This window comes from Burkholderia sp. Bp8991, assembly GCF_003853795.1.
Taxonomy (GTDB): Bacteria; Pseudomonadota; Gammaproteobacteria; order Burkholderiales; family Burkholderiaceae; genus Burkholderia.
Window position 1 is genome coordinate 1 of the sequence record NZ_QTQJ01000023.1, and the last position, 15,924, is coordinate 15,924.

Annotated in this window: 13 protein-coding genes; 7 read left to right on the plus strand and 6 right to left on the minus strand. The window is 69.6% G+C overall.

The window, feature by feature from the left end:
• Positions 1 to 114: 114 nt before the first annotated feature.
• Positions 115 to 1,203: a calcium:proton antiporter gene (locus tag DIE02_RS23965; protein WP_124484620.1), complete on the minus strand. Its 1,089-nt coding sequence runs from the start codon at positions 1,201 to 1,203 to the stop codon at positions 115 to 117.
• A 542-nt stretch (positions 1,204 to 1,745) separates the two neighbouring features.
• Here DIE02_RS23965 and DIE02_RS23970 point away from each other — a divergent pair.
• The 5 genes from DIE02_RS23970 to DIE02_RS23990 all read left to right on the plus strand — a co-directional run bounded on the left by DIE02_RS23970 (position 1,746) and on the right by DIE02_RS23990 (position 7,618).
• The gene (locus DIE02_RS23970; protein ID WP_124484621.1) at positions 1,746 to 3,299 is read left to right on the plus strand and encodes a 3-hydroxyacyl-CoA dehydrogenase; all 1,554 of its coding nucleotides are present in this window, start codon (positions 1,746 to 1,748) and stop codon (positions 3,297 to 3,299) included.
• A gap of 59 nt (positions 3,300 to 3,358) precedes the next feature.
• Complete coding sequence (paaK, locus tag DIE02_RS23975) at positions 3,359 to 4,681, plus strand: phenylacetate--CoA ligase PaaK (RefSeq protein ID WP_124484622.1); 1,323 nt, start codon at positions 3,359 to 3,361, stop codon at positions 4,679 to 4,681.
• 41 nt (positions 4,682 to 4,722) lie between these two features.
• Positions 4,723 to 5,523 (plus strand): enoyl-CoA hydratase-related protein, encoded by an 801-nt coding sequence (locus tag DIE02_RS23980; protein WP_124484623.1) that lies wholly within the window; start codon positions 4,723 to 4,725, stop codon positions 5,521 to 5,523.
• Positions 5,524 to 5,640: 117 nt separating this feature from the next.
• Positions 5,641 to 6,315, plus strand: coding sequence for a MarC family protein (locus tag DIE02_RS23985; RefSeq protein ID WP_044843309.1), 675 nt, complete (start codon positions 5,641 to 5,643; stop codon positions 6,313 to 6,315).
• Positions 6,316 to 6,637: 322 nt separating this feature from the next.
• Positions 6,638 to 7,618: an aldo/keto reductase gene (locus tag DIE02_RS23990; protein ID WP_044843310.1), complete on the plus strand. Its 981-nt coding sequence runs from the start codon at positions 6,638 to 6,640 to the stop codon at positions 7,616 to 7,618.
• Positions 7,619 to 7,661: 43 nt separating this feature from the next.
• On the opposite strand, the gene DIE02_RS23995 is transcribed toward DIE02_RS23990, so the two are convergent.
• From DIE02_RS23995 to DIE02_RS24005, 3 genes are all read right to left on the minus strand, one after another.
• Positions 7,662 to 8,528, minus strand: coding sequence for a CPBP family intramembrane glutamic endopeptidase (locus tag DIE02_RS23995; RefSeq protein ID WP_124484624.1), 867 nt, complete (start codon positions 8,526 to 8,528; stop codon positions 7,662 to 7,664).
• Between the two features lie 83 nt (positions 8,529 to 8,611).
• On the minus strand, positions 8,612 to 9,268 hold the full coding sequence (locus DIE02_RS24000; RefSeq protein WP_124484625.1) for a VC0807 family protein: 657 nt from the start codon (positions 9,266 to 9,268) through the stop codon (positions 8,612 to 8,614).
• Positions 9,269 to 9,481: 213 nt separating this feature from the next.
• Positions 9,482 to 10,546, minus strand: coding sequence for a 2,3-butanediol dehydrogenase (locus DIE02_RS24005; RefSeq protein WP_124485050.1), 1,065 nt, complete (start codon positions 10,544 to 10,546; stop codon positions 9,482 to 9,484).
• A 562-nt stretch (positions 10,547 to 11,108) separates the two neighbouring features.
• Between DIE02_RS24005 and DIE02_RS24010 the strand changes: the two genes are divergently transcribed.
• Positions 11,109 to 11,621 (plus strand): DUF3331 domain-containing protein, encoded by a 513-nt coding sequence (locus DIE02_RS24010; RefSeq protein WP_124485051.1) that lies wholly within the window; start codon positions 11,109 to 11,111, stop codon positions 11,619 to 11,621.
• On the opposite strand, the gene DIE02_RS24015 is transcribed toward DIE02_RS24010, so the two are convergent.
• The gene (locus DIE02_RS24015) at positions 11,614 to 12,813 is read right to left on the minus strand and encodes a GNAT family N-acetyltransferase (protein WP_124484626.1); all 1,200 of its coding nucleotides are present in this window, start codon (positions 12,811 to 12,813) and stop codon (positions 11,614 to 11,616) included. The genes DIE02_RS24010 and DIE02_RS24015 overlap by 8 nt on opposite strands.
• A gap of 197 nt (positions 12,814 to 13,010) precedes the next feature.
• Here DIE02_RS24015 and DIE02_RS24020 point away from each other — a divergent pair, with 197 nt between their 5' ends.
• Complete coding sequence (locus tag DIE02_RS24020) at positions 13,011 to 14,483, plus strand: PLP-dependent aminotransferase family protein (protein ID WP_124484627.1); 1,473 nt, start codon at positions 13,011 to 13,013, stop codon at positions 14,481 to 14,483.
• Between the two features lie 75 nt (positions 14,484 to 14,558).
• On the opposite strand, the gene DIE02_RS24025 is transcribed toward DIE02_RS24020, so the two are convergent.
• Positions 14,559 to 15,812 carry an MFS transporter gene (locus tag DIE02_RS24025; protein WP_124484628.1) on the minus strand — a complete coding sequence of 418 codons (1,254 nt, stop codon included), beginning with the start codon at positions 15,810 to 15,812 and terminating at the stop codon, positions 14,559 to 14,561.
• Positions 15,813 to 15,924: the final 112 nt, after the last annotated feature.

The window sequence follows — 15,924 nt, forward strand, 5'->3', positions numbered from 1 at the left end:
CCCCCGCCCTCCCACTCCCGCTCCCCCCCCCCCCCCCCCCCCCCCCCCCCCCCCCCCCCCCCCCCCCCCCCCCCCCCCCCCCCCCCCCCCCCCCCCCCCGCGCGCCGCTTTACATCAGTGCGTGACCGACAGGAACAGGTATGCCGCGAACAGCGACAGATGCACGACGCCGTGCAGCACCGTCGTGCGTCCCTGGCTGAGCGTCAGCGTGCTGACGAGCAGCGTCAGCGACAGCAGCACGGTTTCCATCGCGCCGATGCCGAGCGTGAGCGGCTGGCCGACCCAGATGAACACGGCCGCGACGGTCGGGATCGTGAGCCCGATGCTCGCGAGCGCCGAACCGAGCGCGAGGTTCATGCTGGTCTGCAGGCGATTCGCCCGCGCGGCGGTGACGGCCGCGAGCCCTTCGGGCAGCAGCACCAGCGCGGCGATCACGATGCCGACCGCCGCTTCCGGCGCGCCGAGCTTCATCACCGCATGCTCGACGGCGGGCGACAGCAGCTTCGCGAGCAGCACGACCGCGACGAGGCTCGCGAACAGCAGCACGAGGCTGATCAGCGCGGTGCGGCCGCTCGGGGGGGCCGCATGCACTGATTCGTTCGCGCTGTCGTGCTCGGTGAGGAAGTAGTCGCGGTGCCGCACGGTCTGCACGAATACGAATGCGCCGTACAGCACGAGCGACGACACGCCGGCGAACGCAAGCTGCGATTTCGAAAAGAACGGGCCCGGCGCGGCGTTCAGGTAGTTCGGCATCACGAGCGACAGCACCGACAGCGACGCGAGCACCGCGAGCGCCTTGCTCGCGCCGCGCCCCTGGAAATCCTGCTCGCCATGCTTCCACGCACCGACCAGCAGGCAGAGGCCGACGATGCCGTTGCAGATGATCATCACCGCGGCGAACACGGTATCGCGCGCGAGGCCCGATTTCTCGGGGCCGGCGCCGAGCATCACCGACACGATCAGCGCGACCTCGATGACGGTCACGGCGACCGCCAGCACGAGCGTGCCGAACGGCTCGCCGACGCGGTGCGCGACGACTTCGGCATGGTGGACGGCGGCGAACACGGCGCCGGCGAGGGCGGCGGCGAACACGGCGATGACGAGGCCTTCGGCCGGCACGACGCGCGACAGCGCGAGTACCAGCCAGGCGGCAAGCGGGGCCACGAGGGTCCAGCGCGGGAGCTGGTTGGACGAGAGCGGCATGGACGGTTTCCTATGCGAGTGGCGGCGCGCGACGCGCCGTCACGGGTTGACGAAGCCCGGCCGGATGATCCGCCGAACGTGGACGATGATGCTGATGGGCGGCAGCGCGGAGCCGTGCTGCCCTGGATTCGCCGCCGTGAAGCGGCGAGGGGCGCGGGCGGGCCGAAGCCCGTCGCTGGATGAAACGGTTCGATGCGACCGGGCGCCGAGGGCGGGGCGCGGGTACGTCACGACAGGCGGGTGGCGCGATTCCGACCCCGAAAGGACGGCAGGCGGTGGACGGCAGCGGCGTGACACGCGGTTTCCCCCTGAAATTCGGCGATTTGTCGAATTTTATCAGGCGTTCGGGGGACACTATCTCATAATCGGACGCTTTCATTGACCTTTCGGTTTCAAAAAAGTGCCCCGATCGTTCGATTTTTTGTTCTTGCGCTTTTCGTAACGGTCTCTTGCACGACAAATTCGGGCTCGCCCTGACATAAATCTACCGACCGGTCGGTTTATAATCGCTCGCACTTCCACTTCATGACGGATCGCAAGCGATGGCTGTTTCTTCTGCACATTCGGTGAATTCGAGCGCGCTGGCGCAGTCGGCGGTCGTCGGCGTGATCGGCGCGGGCGCGATGGGCGCGGGCATCGCGCAGGTGGCCGCGGCGGCCGGTCATGCGGTGCTGCTGTACGACCTGAACGAAGCCGCATGCGACAAGGCGCTGGCCGGCATCCGCGCGCAGTTCGCACGGCTCGCGGAAAAGGGCCGGATGGAACCGGCCCAGGCCGACGCGGCCGGCAGCCGGATTCGCGCGGTGCGCGCGCTGGCCGACTTCGCGGGCGCCGCGCTGATCGTCGAGGCGGCGGCCGAGCGGCTCGACGTGAAGCGCGAGATCTTCGCGACGCTCGAACGCCATGTCGACGACAGCTGCGTGCTGGCGACCAACACGTCGTCGATCTCGATCACGTCGATCGCGGCCGGGCTGCGCGCGCCGCAGCGCGTGGCCGGCCTGCATTTCTTCAATCCGGCGCCACTGATGGCGCTCGTCGAGGTGGTCAGCGGGCTCGCGACCGCGCCGGACGTCGCACAGGCGCTCTACGACACGGCCGCCGCGTGGGGCAAGCGGCCGGTGCTGGCGAAGTCGACGCCCGGCTTCATCGTGAACCGCGTCGCGCGGCCGTATTACGCGGAGGCGCTGCGCGTGCTGAACGAGCAGGGCGGCACGCCGGCCTCGATCGATGCGGTGATGCGCGACGCCGGCGGCTTCCGGATGGGGCCGTTCGAGCTGATGGACCTGATCGGCCACGACGTGAACTTCGCGGTGACCGAGTCGGTGTTCCGCGCGTACTTCAACGATCCGCGCTATACGCCGTCGCTGATCCAGCAGGAACTCGTGAACGCGGGCTTCCTCGGGCGCAAGTCGGGGCGCGGCTTCTATTCGTATGCGGACGGCGCGACGCCGCCCGCGCCCGCGTTCGAACCGCCGTGCGATGCGCCGGCCGACGTCGTGCTGTTCGCGCAGGACGGCCCGGCCGCCGCGCTGCATGCCCGCGTTGTCGAACGCATCGCGCTCGCGCGGCAGAACGGCGCGCATGCCGACGAACTGCTCGCCGTGGCCGGCCGCGCGTCGATCGCGCTGACCGACGGCCGCACCGCGACCGTGCGCGCCGCGCAAACCGGCGTGGCCGACCTCGTGCTCGTCGATCTCGCGCGCGATTACGCGCAGGCCGGGCTCGTCGCGCTGACGCGCGCGCTGCAGTGCAGCGACGCGGCCTATGCGGATGCGGTCGGGCTGTTCCAGCAAGCGGGTTTTCGCGTCGTCGGCATCGCCGACGTGCCGGGCATGGTCGCGATGCGCACCGTCGCGATGCTCGCGAACGAGGCGGCCGACACGGTGAACCAGGGCGTGTGCTCGCCCGCCGATCTCGATCTCGCGATGGAGAAGGGCGTGAACTACCCGTGCGGCCCGCTCGCGTGGGCCGATGCGATCGGCATCGGCCGCGTGTATCGCGTGCTGTCGAACCTGGCGGCGAGCTACGGCGAGGACCGCTATCGCGTGTCGCCGCGCATCGCCGCGCTGCACGCGGCCGGCCGCACGTTCCGCTAGCCGCCGGCCCCGTCACCCCGATCACGATAACGACATCACTCCACTGGAGGAGCACCCCGATGACTCACCCGACGCACCCCGCCGCCGCCCTCGAGCCGATCGAGACCGCCAGCCGCGACGAACTGCAGGCGCTGCAGCTCGAGCGCCTCAAGTGGTCGCTGCGCCACGCGTACGACAACGTCCCGCACTATCGCCGCACGTTCGACGCGGCGGGCGTGCATCCGGACGACCTGAAGACGCTCGCCGATCTCGCGAAATTCCCGTTCTCGACCAAGCACGACCTGCGCGACAACTACCCGTTCGGCCTCTTCGCGGTGCCGCGCGAGCAGGTCGTGCGCGTGCATGCGTCGAGCGGCACGACCGGCAAGCCGACGGTGGTCGGCTACACCGCGCGCGACATCGACACGTGGGCGAACGTGACCGCGCGTTCGATCCGCGCGGCCGGCGGCCGCCCGGGCGACACGCTGCACAACGCATTCGGCTACGGGCTCTTCACGGGCGGCCTCGGGATTCACTACGGCGCGGAGCGGCTCGGCTGCATGGTCGTGCCGATGTCGGGCGGGCAGACTGAAAAGCAGGTGCAGCTGATCCGCGATTTCGAGCCGAAGATCATCCTCGTCACGCCGTCGTACATGCTGAACCTGATCGACGAGATGGTGCGGCAAGGGATGGACCCGGCCGAGTCGTCGCTGAAGATCGGCATCTTCGGCGCGGAGCCGTGGACGCAGGCGCTGCGCGAGGAAGTGGAGACACGCGTGGGCATCGACGCGCTCGACATCTACGGGCTGTCGGAAGTGATGGGCCCGGGCGTCGCGTGCGAATGCGTCGAGACGAAGGACGGCCCGGTGATCTGGGAAGACCATTTCTATCCGGAGATCATCGACCCGGCGACCGGCGAGGTGCTGCCGGACGGCAGCGAGGGCGAGCTCGTGTTCACGTCGCTGACGAAGGAGGCGATGCCGGTGATCCGCTACCGCACGCGCGACCTCACCGCGCTGCTGCCGCCGACCGCGCGCGCGATGCGCCGGCTCGCGAAGATCACGGGCCGCTCCGACGACATGCTGATCGTGCGCGGCGTGAACGTGTTCCCGAGCCAGATCGAGGAAATCGTCGTCGCGCAGACGAAGCTGTCGGGGCAGTTCCAGATCACGCTTTCGCGCGACGGCCACATGGACCGGCTCGATCTCGCGGTCGAGCTGCGCTCCGAGGCCGTCGCGTGCGTGACCGATGCCGAGCGCGCGGCGATCGCGCGCGAGCTGCAGCACCGGATCAAGACGATGATCGGCGTGTCGGCCGGCGTGACGGTGCTCGCCGCGGGCGGCATTCCCGCGAGCGCGACCGGCAAGGCCCGGCGGGTGATCGACCGCCGGCAGGCCGCCTGAGTTTCGCCGTTCCCTGTTTCTACCCCGAGGAAACCTGTTCGATGGATGGATTGAAAACCCTGGCCGTGGCCGTCGATGCGCGCGGCATCGCGACTGTCGCGCTGCAGCGCGGCGACGTGCTCAACGCGTTCGACGAGACGATGATCGCCGAGCTGACCGACGCGTTTACCACGCTCGGCCGGCGCGACGACGTGCGCGCGATCGTGCTGCGCTCGGACGGTCGCGCGTTCTGCGCGGGCGCTGACCTGCAGTGGATGCAGCGCGCGAGCGCGAACGACGCGGCCGCGAACCTGCGCGACGCCGAGCGGTTCGCCGCGATGATGCGGGCGATCCGGCAGTGCCCGAAGCCGACGGTAGCGCGCGTGCAGGGCCACGCGTTCGGCGGCGGCGTCGGCCTGTGCGCGGCCTGCGACATCGTGATCGCGAGCGATCACGCGCGCTTTTCGGTCAGCGAGGCCCGTTTCGGGATCCTGCCGTCGGTGATAGGCCCGTACCTGGTCGAGGCGGTCGGCCAGCGCCAGGCGCGCCGGCTCGCGCTGACCGCGACGCAACTCGCGGCCGCCGAAGCCGTCGCGATCGGGCTGATCCACCAGGCCGTGCCGCTCGACGCGCTCGACGCCGCACTCGACAAGACGCTCGCCGAGCTGAGCCGCAACGGCCCGAACGCGCTGATGGAGATCAAGCGCTTTTTCGACGCGGTCGGCGAGTACCCGCCGTCGGACGAACGCGCGGCGTTCACCGCGCAGACGATCTCCCGCGTGCGGGCGACGCCGGAAGCGAAGGAGGGCTTCGCCGCGTTCTTCGCGAAGCGGCCGCCGGCCTGGGAGCCGGGCGCCGAATAAGGCGGCGCGGCCCGCCGGGCCCGGGGCGCGATTTGCGTCTCGCGCGCGGGCGCTTGCTCTACAATGCGTGACCCCCGGCGCGCCGCCGGCCCAGCCCCGACCGCTTCTTCGCACCCGATGATCGTCAATCGCCTTATCTCCGAGATCCTGTTCGGCTTTACCGGCCTGATCGGCATCATCAATCCGATCGGCATCGCGTTCCTGTTTCTCGAACGCACCGAGGCGCTGACCGAGCACGAGCGCAACCTGCTCGCGAAGAAGGTGGCGTTCAACGCGTTCATCGTGTTGCTGGTCGCGTTCTTCGCCGGCACGCCGGTGCTGCATTTCTTCGGGATCTCGATGGAAGCGCTGCGGATCGGCGGCGGCTTCGCGGTCGCCGTCGCGGGCTGGCAGATGCTGAACGAGCCGGACGGGCCGGCGGGCGGCGGCGATACGCCGATCAAGCCGATCGATGCGAACGCGATCATGACCCGCGCGTTCTTCCCGCTGACCGTGCCGCTGACCGTCGGCCCCGGCTCGATCGCCACCGCGATCGCGCTGAACGCGAACCGCACGCACAAGCTGTCGGAATTCATGCTGTCGAGCATCGTGTCGATCTCGGTGTCGGCGCTCGTCGCGGTCGTGATCTGGCTGACCTACAGCCGTGCCGCGCTGCTCTCCCGCTATCTCGGCACCGAAGGCACCAAGGTCGCGAAGCGCGTGTCGGCATTCCTGCTGCTGTGCATCGGCGTGCAGATCATGCTGACCGGCTTCTCCGAATTCCTGCAGCCGCTCGCCGACCAGATCAAGTAAGCCGTTCGTCGTTCGCGAGTAATCCGTTCGTTCGTCGACGTGGCAACCGGCGCGGCGCCACGCCGCGCATTCTGATCATGGATGCTGCGTGGCGCGCCGGTTTGCGCCGTCGAAGCCTTGCTCGAGTGCGATCGGGCTGCGGTTCCGGCGCGTCGGCGTTCCTGGGCGACCCGGCCGCAGCAGGCCGTCGCGTCGACTACGCGTTCGCGCGCTGCGCGATACCATGCGACGTCTGGCCGATGCAGCGCACGGCGTTCGTACCCGGTGCACCGAACCGGGCCGCGCATCCGGCCGCAACCCCACTTCAATGACGAGGCGAGCGATGGAATACGTGAAATTCGGGTCGACCGGGATGGACGTGTCGAAGCTGGTGCTGGGCTGCATGACGTTCGGCGAGCCGTCGCGCGGCACCCACCCTTGGACGCTGCCGGAAGCGGAAAGCCGCCCGATCATCCAGCGCGCGATCGAGGCCGGCATCAATTTCTTCGATACCGCGAACATGTATTCGGACGGCACGTCCGAGGAGATCGTCGGCCGTGCGTTGCGCGACTTCGCGAAGCGCGACGACGTCGTGATCGCGACCAAGGTGTTCTACCGGATGCGCCCGGGGCCGAACGGCGCGGGCTTGTCGCGCAAGGCGATCATGACGGACATCGACCAGAGCCTGAAGCGGCTCGGCACCGACTACGTCGACCTGTACCAGATCCACCGCTGGGACTACGGCACGCCGATCGAGGAGACGCTCGAGGCGCTGCACGACGTCGTGAAGGCCGGCAAGGCGCGCTACATCGGCGCATCGTCGATGTTCGCGTGGCAGTTCGCGAAGGCGCTGTATACGTCGAAGCAGAACGGCTGGACCCGCTTCGTCAGCATGCAGAACCACCTGAACCTGCTGTATCGCGAGGAAGAACGGGAAATGCTGCCGCTGTGCGAGGCCGAAGGCATCGCGGTGATTCCGTGGAGCCCGCTCGCGCGCGGCCGGCTGACGCGCAATTGGGACGAGTCGTCCGGCCGGCAGCAGAGCGACGAGGTCGGTCAGCGGATGTACGACGCGACGGCCGGTGCCGATCGCGCGGTCGTCGAGGCCGTCGCGGCGATCGCCGCCGCGCGCAACGTGCCGCGTGCGCAGGTCGCGCTCGCGTGGGTCGCACACAAGCGCGGCGTCACCGCGCCGATCGTCGGCATCTCGAAGCCGCATCATCTGGACGATGCGCTCGGCGCGCTGCAGCTGAAGCTGACGGACGATGAAATCGCGACGCTCGAAGGCCCTTACGTGCCGCACGCGGTAGCCGGCTTCAACTGAGTTCGACCGCGTGAAACCGGCGGGATGCCGCCGCGTGCGGCGTTCAGCGTGCGGCGGCGAGCATCGGATAGGTGAACAGCGCGAAGTGGATCACGTTCAGCCCCGCATGCGCGAGCGCGGATGCGAGCAGTCCGCCGCGCCGCCATGCGAGGCCGTAGCCGATGCCGGCCACCGTGCCGAGCGCGATCCAGGGCCAGCCGCCGGCCGCGTGCGCGGCGCCGAACAGCCCCGCGCCGATCGCGAGCGCGGCCCACGGCCCCCAGCCGAACCGGCCGAGCACGCGCGTGAGCCCGCCTTGCACGTAGCCGCGGAACAGCGCTTCCTCGGCGAGCGTGACGAGCAGCACGTTGTTGACGAGCCACATCCAGCCCGACGCCGGCCATTTCGGCGCCCAGCCGACCATGCCGAACGCGAGCGCGCCGGCCAGGCAGGCCGCCGCCGTCGCGACGGCCGCCACGGCGCCGGTGCGCAGCGCGCGTGCCGGGGCGACGTCCGGCGCCACCCACGGCAGCACCCACAGCAGCCACAGGCCGACGAGCGGCTTGTCGAAATTCAGGTACATCGTGAACGGCACGGCATCCGGCGTGAAACGCGTCGGCTCGATCACGCGCGGATTGTGGAAGCCGGGAAGCAGGTGCAGGCTCAGCGCGATCGCGAGCGCGGCAAACACGACGTGCGCGACGATCCGCAGCGCGAGCGGGCGGCCCGGCGCGACGCCCCAGGCGGCGGCCGCGAGCAGCGCGAGCGGCGCGAGCACGATCGGTTCGAGCTTGCCGAACGCCAGCGCGCCGGCATAGCCGAGCGCGGCAACGGCGATGCTCAGGCCATGCAGCGGGCGCTGCCACGCGAACGCGGCGGCCGCGAACAGTGCGAGCCAGATCGTGGCACACGGGAGAAGCGAGAGAGACATGGGGCGATGCAGGCGGCGAACGAGAGCCGCGCATCATACCCCAGCGGCCGTGACGGCCGCGCCGGGCCGGACGAGGCGGGCGCTCAGCGGCCGGCGATCTCGGTGACGCCGTCGCGGGTCGGGATGTCGACGCTGTTGCGCTCGCGCATCCGCCGCCGGTACCAGAAGGTCCACAGCAGCAGCGTGCCGAACACCGTGTAGCCCATGATCGGCGACACGACGAGCACGCGCTCGACGGGCCAGGTGACGACCATCCACAGGCGCAGCAGCATCTCCAGCGTCATGCAGGCGCCCCACACGAAGGTCATCAGGCGCAGCATCTGGCGCAGCCCCGGCTGCTCGGCCCAGACCGTCTCGAAACGCGCGGCGCCGCCGGCCATCTCGCGGGCCACCGTCGCGCGCGCGAGATAGAAGATCAGCGGACGATCGCGGAACAACGACAGCAGGAACACGACGCCGATCGTGCCGGACGCGAGCGATTCGCGCATCAGCAGCGTGCGCGCGCTGCCGCCGAGCGCCATGCCGGCGATCGACAGCGCGATGCCGAGCAGCACGACGGCGGCCACCGCATCGATGCGGCGCGAGCGGATGAATTCGACGACGGACCAGACGATGGGCGGAATCGCCGACGCGTACAGCGCGCCGGTTTCGCCGAAATACGGATGCGCGACCCGGTACGCGACCCAGGGCAGCATCAGGTTGACGAAGAGTTCGAGGATCAGACCGGCTCGTGGTTTCACGGAAGCGGGCGCGCGGGTGGCGCGCGGGGCGGTGATGTCGCTTCGAGTATATCGAAGTCCGACCCCGCGCGCCGCACCGGCGCGGTTGTGCACGCACCGAAAACGGGCGGAAACATGCGGTGGCCCGGGGCGGGGCCGCGCCCGGGATGCCCCGGGACCGTTCGGTGCCGCGTCCGGCCGCCGCGCGGCCGTCATCGTCCGGTCAACGGTTCGTCAGGCGGCCGCGGGCTGGACGATGATCTTCACGTTCCGGTCCTTGTGGTTGACCAGCTCCTCGAAGCCGTGCGTGACGATGTCGCCGAGCGTGATCCGGCCGGTGATCAGCGGCTGCACGTCGATGCGGCCGTCCGCGATGAAGCGGATCACGTCCGCGAATTCGCCGTTGTACGCGAGCGAGCCGATCACTTCCTTCTCGGTCGACACGATGTCGAAGAAGTTGAACGACGTCGGCTCCTCGAAGATGCCGACCATCACCGACTTGCCGGCCTTGCGGATCACGTCGATCGCGAGCTGCGCGGTGGCCGTGTGCCCGATGCACTCGAACGACACGTCGGCGCCGTAGCCGCCCGTCAGCGCCTTGACTTCCGCGACCGCGTCGGACGCCTTCGGATCGATCACGACCGTCGCGCCGACCTCCAGCGCCTTCTGCTTGCGCGCGGCCGACATTTCCAGCGCGATCACGCGTCCGGCGCCCGCGGCCTTCGCGCACATGATCGTGCACAGGCCGATCGTGCCGGCGCCGACCACGACGACGGTCTGGCCGACGATGTTGCCGGCCTTCTTCACCGCATGCAGCCCGACCGCGAGCGGCTCGATCAGCGCGCCGGCCTCCGTCGGGAAGTTGTCGGGCAGCTTGTACAGCAGCTCGGCCGGCACGTTCACGAATTCGGCGAACGCGCCGTTGTTCATCAGCCCGGTGAACGCGAGGTTCTCGCAGATGTTGTACAGCCCGTGCCGGCAATACCAGCAGGTGCCGCAATGCTGGCAGGCGTCGGCCGTCACGCGCTCGCCGAGCGCGAAGCCCGTCACGCCCGCGCCGAGCGCCGCGATCTCGCCGCTGAACTCGTGGCCGAGGATGCACTGGCCCTTCAGGCCCGTCAGCGGATGCGGTGCGTCGACGGGAATGAACACGGGCCCGGCGACGTACTCGTGCAGGTCGGAGCCGCAGATCCCGCACCAGTGCACGCGGATCTGGACCCAGCCGGCCGGCGGATGCGCCGGAACGGGAACCTCTTCGACGCGGATGTCGTGGCGGCCATGCCAGACGGCGGCCTTCATGCTGGGAGCGGTGTTCGATGCCGGTGTACTCACGTTGCTGTCTCCGTCAGGTTGTCGTCGGACGCGCGGCCAAGGGCCGGTTCGTCCGTCGCGCGATTGCGCGAGCGACCGACATGCAGGAACGGGGCCAGCTTGAATCGGTGTTCGCATGGCGAAGGCTGCGGGCAGGCGGTGTGCGATGCAGCAGGCCGCGTTGCATTGACATCAGCCGGGACCGAGCGAATCACACGCGAAATTTGCTGCGGTTGCGACGGGACGCGGCGGGTGAGACGCCGGGACATTCGTCTCAGCCGTTTGAGACGAAACGCGAGACGCGCGGTTCGGTCGTGGGCGTCGTAGCCGCGGTCGTTGCGGTCCATTGTGGCGATCAGCGAAACGCATCGTTGCGCATGTTTCCCCTTTACTTGAAGTTAACTTCAATTTGTATCATCTGCGGCAATGTCCGATCGCCATGCGTGCATGGCGGTTGCACCGGAGGCGGGGTGCATGACCGAATCGGTCGTTGCTGCCGTGCGAAGGGCCGAGCGCGGCTCGTCTCAATCTTCACGGAATGTCGTCAAGCATGCCAAACGTTATCGAATGCCTGATCTGCGAGTATGTGTCGTACCACATGCTGGTAGCCGAAGAGCGGGACGCGATGCCGTTACCGGCATACGTCGGGATGGCGCGGCCACAGGAGCGTGCCGATCGCGCGCCGACTCCGGAGCCTGTCGCACCTGGCGTTTCACCGTTGCGGCCGCAACTGTTCGTGTCGGTTCTGGAAGCGGGCGACGACGGCTTGCTGGTGCGCTGGAGCGAAAGCGGGCGCTGCCATTACGGCGAGCAACGCTGGCGCTTGCGCGTCGCGTTGCAGGCGGGCCGCTGCGCGATCTCCGGGCAGGCGATCGAGCCGGGCGAACCGGTGTACCGGCCGGTGCGGCGGCCGGTGCCGGTCAACGGCGACGAGATGATCCACCCCGCGTCGGTGCCGCCTGCGGCTGGCGCCGCGTGTCGCGCGGCACCAGGCCGCGGCGAGGCGACGGATCCGGTCGATGCCCCGGGGCTGAGCGACCGGTTGCACTCTCGCGTTACTTGAGATCCTTCCGGTACTGGATGAACCCCGCGTTGTTCGCGAGCTTGTCGTACAGCGCGCGGGCGGTCGTGTTGGTTTCGTGCGTGAGCCAGTACACGCGGCTTGCGCCGGCTTCGCGGGCCCGCTCGTACACGGCTTCGATCAGTGCGCCGCCCGCGCCTTGCCCGCGGGCGTCCGCCGCCGTGAACAGGTCCTGCAGATAGCAGTACGGCCCTTCGGTCCAGCACGAGCGGTGATAGATCGCGTGCACGATGCCGACCAGCGTACCCGACGCGTCGAAGGCGCCGAGCGCGAACATCGGTTCGGCGGGATCCATCAGGCGCGCCCATGTCGTCGCGAACACGGCGTCGCTCAGCGCGGTCTCGTAGAAAGTCTGGTAGCCCTGCCACAGCGGGCGCCACGCGGCTTCGTCGGAGGCCACGAGCGGCCGGACCGTGACGCGCGTCGCGTCGTTCACGCGGCCGGCCGCGTCGCGCGCACGCGCCCGCGCGTGGCGGATCGCGACGAGCGTCTCGCGCTGCGTACCGCTGGCGTCGAAGTTCTCCGGCGCGAGCCAGGCTTCGAACGCGGCGCGCACGTCCGGCCATTCGCCGTCAACGATCGAGAACCATGCCGTGTCGCGGTTGCGGCCCTTGTAGATGATCGCCTGCCGGAACGTGCCTTCGTAACGGAAGCCGAGCCGCGCGGCCGCCTTGCGCGACGGTTCGTTGAGGTCGTCGCACTTCCATTCGTAGCGCCGGTAGCCGAGCGTGTCGAACGCGTACTTCATCAGCAGGTACTGCGCTTCGGTCGAAATCGGCGTGCGCTTCAGTAGCGGCGAGAAGGTGACGGAACCGACCTCGATCACGCCGTTGGCCGGGTCGATGCGCATCAGCGCGAGCGTGCCGACGGCGCGGTTCGTCGCGCGGTCGATCACCGTGTAGTGCAGCGGATCGGCGCTGGCCGCCGCGCCGCGCGCGTAGTCGCGGTAGCTCGACTCGTCGGCGTACGGCCCGTGCGCGAGATAGGTCCAGTCGCTGCCGTCCGGCGCCTGCGCGTACGCGGCGTACAGGTCGGCGGCATGGCGGTCGGCGTCGAGCGGTTCGAGGCGGCAGTAGCGGCCGTCGAGCACGATGCGCTCCGGGCGAGGGCGCGCGGACCAGTCGGGAACGGGGTGGCCGATGGGCTGCTGGAAGTCGTTGGTGAGCGTGGACAAGGTCGATCTCGCTTCGGTTGGCGGCCGGCGACATGCCGGCATGCAGACGATCGTAGTCCCGGCGAGGTACCATGAGAAGCGCCAGCCGACAGCAAATTTATGGTGCCACGAAGGTGCCACGAACGCGCCGCGCCGGTGCCATGCCGGCGCCGCGATCGGCGCGCCATGCACCGAGACTTCCACGCCGCGATATCCCGATGACGACTGCCTTTCCTTCCGGCGACGCACCGCTGTTGCCGCTCGACGCGCCGCTCGCGCGCACGGCCGGCGCGCCTTCGTTGCAGCGGCAACTGCTGCGCCGCGTGCGCGACGCGATTCTCGGCGGCGCGATGCCGGCCGGCACGCGGCTGCCCGGCACGCGCGCGCTGGCCGAGACGCTCGGCGTGTCGCGCAACACGACGGCGGCCGTCTACGAGCAGCTCGTCGCCGAAGGCTTCCTGCAATCCGATCGCCGCGGCACGCGCGTGGTCGGCCTGTCGCGGCCGGCCACGCCGCGCCGGCGGGTCGCACCGCCGGCCGTCGCGCAGCGGCTCGGCCGGATTCGCCCGAGCCTGATCGGCGCCGGCGAGTCGGAAGGCTTCCGGCCGGGCGTGCCCGCGCTGTCGCATTTCCCGGTGGATGCATGGCGGCATGCGATCGACCGCGCGCTGCGCCGCGCCGGCCACGACCTGCTCGCGTATGGTGACCCGCTCGGCGAACGCGCGCTGCGCGAGTCGATCGCGCGCCACCTGGCCGTGACGCGCGGCGTGCGCTGCGATCCCGAGCAGATCGTCATCACCGAAGGCGCGCAGGGCGCGATCGCGCTCTGCGCGCAGTTGCTGACGAACCCCGGCGACACGGTCTGGGTCGAGGAGCCCGGCTATCGCGGCGCGCGCACCGCGATGCAGGCGGCCGATCTCGACGTCGTGCCGATGCCGGTCGACGCGGAGGGGCTGCGCGCGGCCGACACGGACTGGCGCGAACGGACGCCCCGGCTCGTCTACACCACGCCGTCGAACCAGTTCCCGACCGGCGCGGTGCTGTCGATTTCGCGCCGGCTCGCGCTGATCGACGCCGCACGCCGGCATCGCGCGTGGATCATCGAGGACGATTACGACAGCGAGTTTCGGCATACCGGCGAGCCGATCGGCGCGTTGCACGGGCTCGCGGCCGATTCGCCGGTCGTCTATCTCGGCTCGTTCAGCAAGACGATGTTTCCGGCCTTGCGGATCGGCTTTCTCGTGCTGCCCGACGCGCTGCTGGCCGCGGTGCGGCCGGCGTTGCCGGAGATGCTGCGCGGCGGCACGCGCCACGTGCAGCTCGCGCTCGCCGATTTCATCGAGACGGGGGAGTACGGGCGCCATCTCGGGCGGATGCGGCGGCTGTATCGGGACCGGCGGCGCTTGCTGCTCGCCGCGCTGGACGACGCGTTCACCGTGCCGCATCAGGTCGAGGGCGGGCCGTGCGGGCTGCATCTGGCGTTGCGGCTGCCGGCCCGTTATCGCGACCGCGTGATCGTCGAAGCGGCGCGCGCGCACGGGATCGGGCCGTTCCCGCTGTCGGGGTTCTCGATCCACGCGACGTCGCCGGCCAACGGGCTCGTGCTCGGGTTCGGCAATACGTCGGCCGATGCGTTCGCGCCGATGCTGCGGACGCTGTCGACGATCGCGCATCGGGTCGCGGGCGAGTGAGGCGCAGTCGCATCGCCGCGAATTCACCGCAAATCCGCCACAAATCGCCGGAAGGCGCAGCGGGCGAGCCGGTGCTTACCGCACGCGTTCTACGCGCATGATCCGGTGCGCCGCTGCAAGGCCGAGCACGAGCAGCACCGCGACATACGCGACGACCGCGCTCCACGCACCGTGTTGCCAGAACGAGCCGCCGATCGAGCCCAGCACGCTCGACCCGAGGTAATAGGCCAGCAGGTAGAGCGACGCGGCGTGCCCCTTCGCGGAACCGGCGAGATGCCCGACCCAGCCGCTCGCGACCGCATGGGCGACGAAGAAGCCGATCGTGATCAGCACGATTCCGACGATGATCGCGACGAGCGAATGCGACAGCGTCAGCGCGAGGCCGGCCGCGAACACGAGCATGCCGCTGACGAGGACGGGCGCGCGCCCGAGACGATCGGCGAGCGCACCGGCGCTCGACGAAGACACCATCCCGAACAGATAGGCGCCGAAGATCAGCCCGCAGGCGGTCGCACTCAGGTTGAACGGTGCGGCCGTCAGCCGGAATCCGGCGTAGTTGTAGACGGTCACGAACGCGCCCATCACGAGGAAGCCGATCGCGAACACGAACGGCAGCCGCGCGTGATGCAGCTGCGCGTTCCACAGCCGCAGATGGTGACGCAGCGTCAGGTCGGTGCGCTTCACGAAGCGTCGCGACTGCGGCAGCAGCATCACGAACGCGACCGCCGCGACGAGGTCGACCACGCCGATCGTCAGCATCGCGGTGCGCCACGAGAAATACTCTTCGAGCGCGCTCATACCGATCCGCCCGATCATGCCGCCGAACGCGGTGCCGCCGACGTAGAGTCCCATCGCCAGGCCCAGCCCGTCGGCGGCGATTTCCTCGGCGAGATAGGCCATCGCCACCGCCGGAACGCCGCCGAGCGCGAACCCTTCGAGCGCGCGCCAGAGCAGCAGCAGGTTCCAGTTCGGCGAAATCGCGGCGAGCAGGTTGAACAGCGCGGCCAGCGTCATCGACGCGAACATCAGCCCGCGTCGTCCGACGCGTTCGGACAGCGCGCCGGCGCACAGGATGGAGACCGCCAGCAGCCCGGTCGACAGCGACAGGGACAGCGAGCTCGACGCCGCGCCGATGTTGAACTCGCGTGCGAACGCGGGCAGCAGCGGCTGCACGCAGTACAGCAGCGAGAAGGTGGAAAAGCCGGCGAGGAACAGCGCCAGCGCGATGCGCTTGTAGGCTGCCGAGCGCGGCGACACGCCGATAGGCAGCGCATCCGGCGCGGCGTTCGCGGCGCGATTCGTGGCGGGTGACATTGCGGGAGTGGACATGACAGGTGCCCGATGGGTCAGGGAATGCCCGAATTCTTGCGCACGCTCATGTATATGTCCAATATATGAAATGAACCGTAGCGATACGTTTTTCGACTGGCTCGAACGCCGC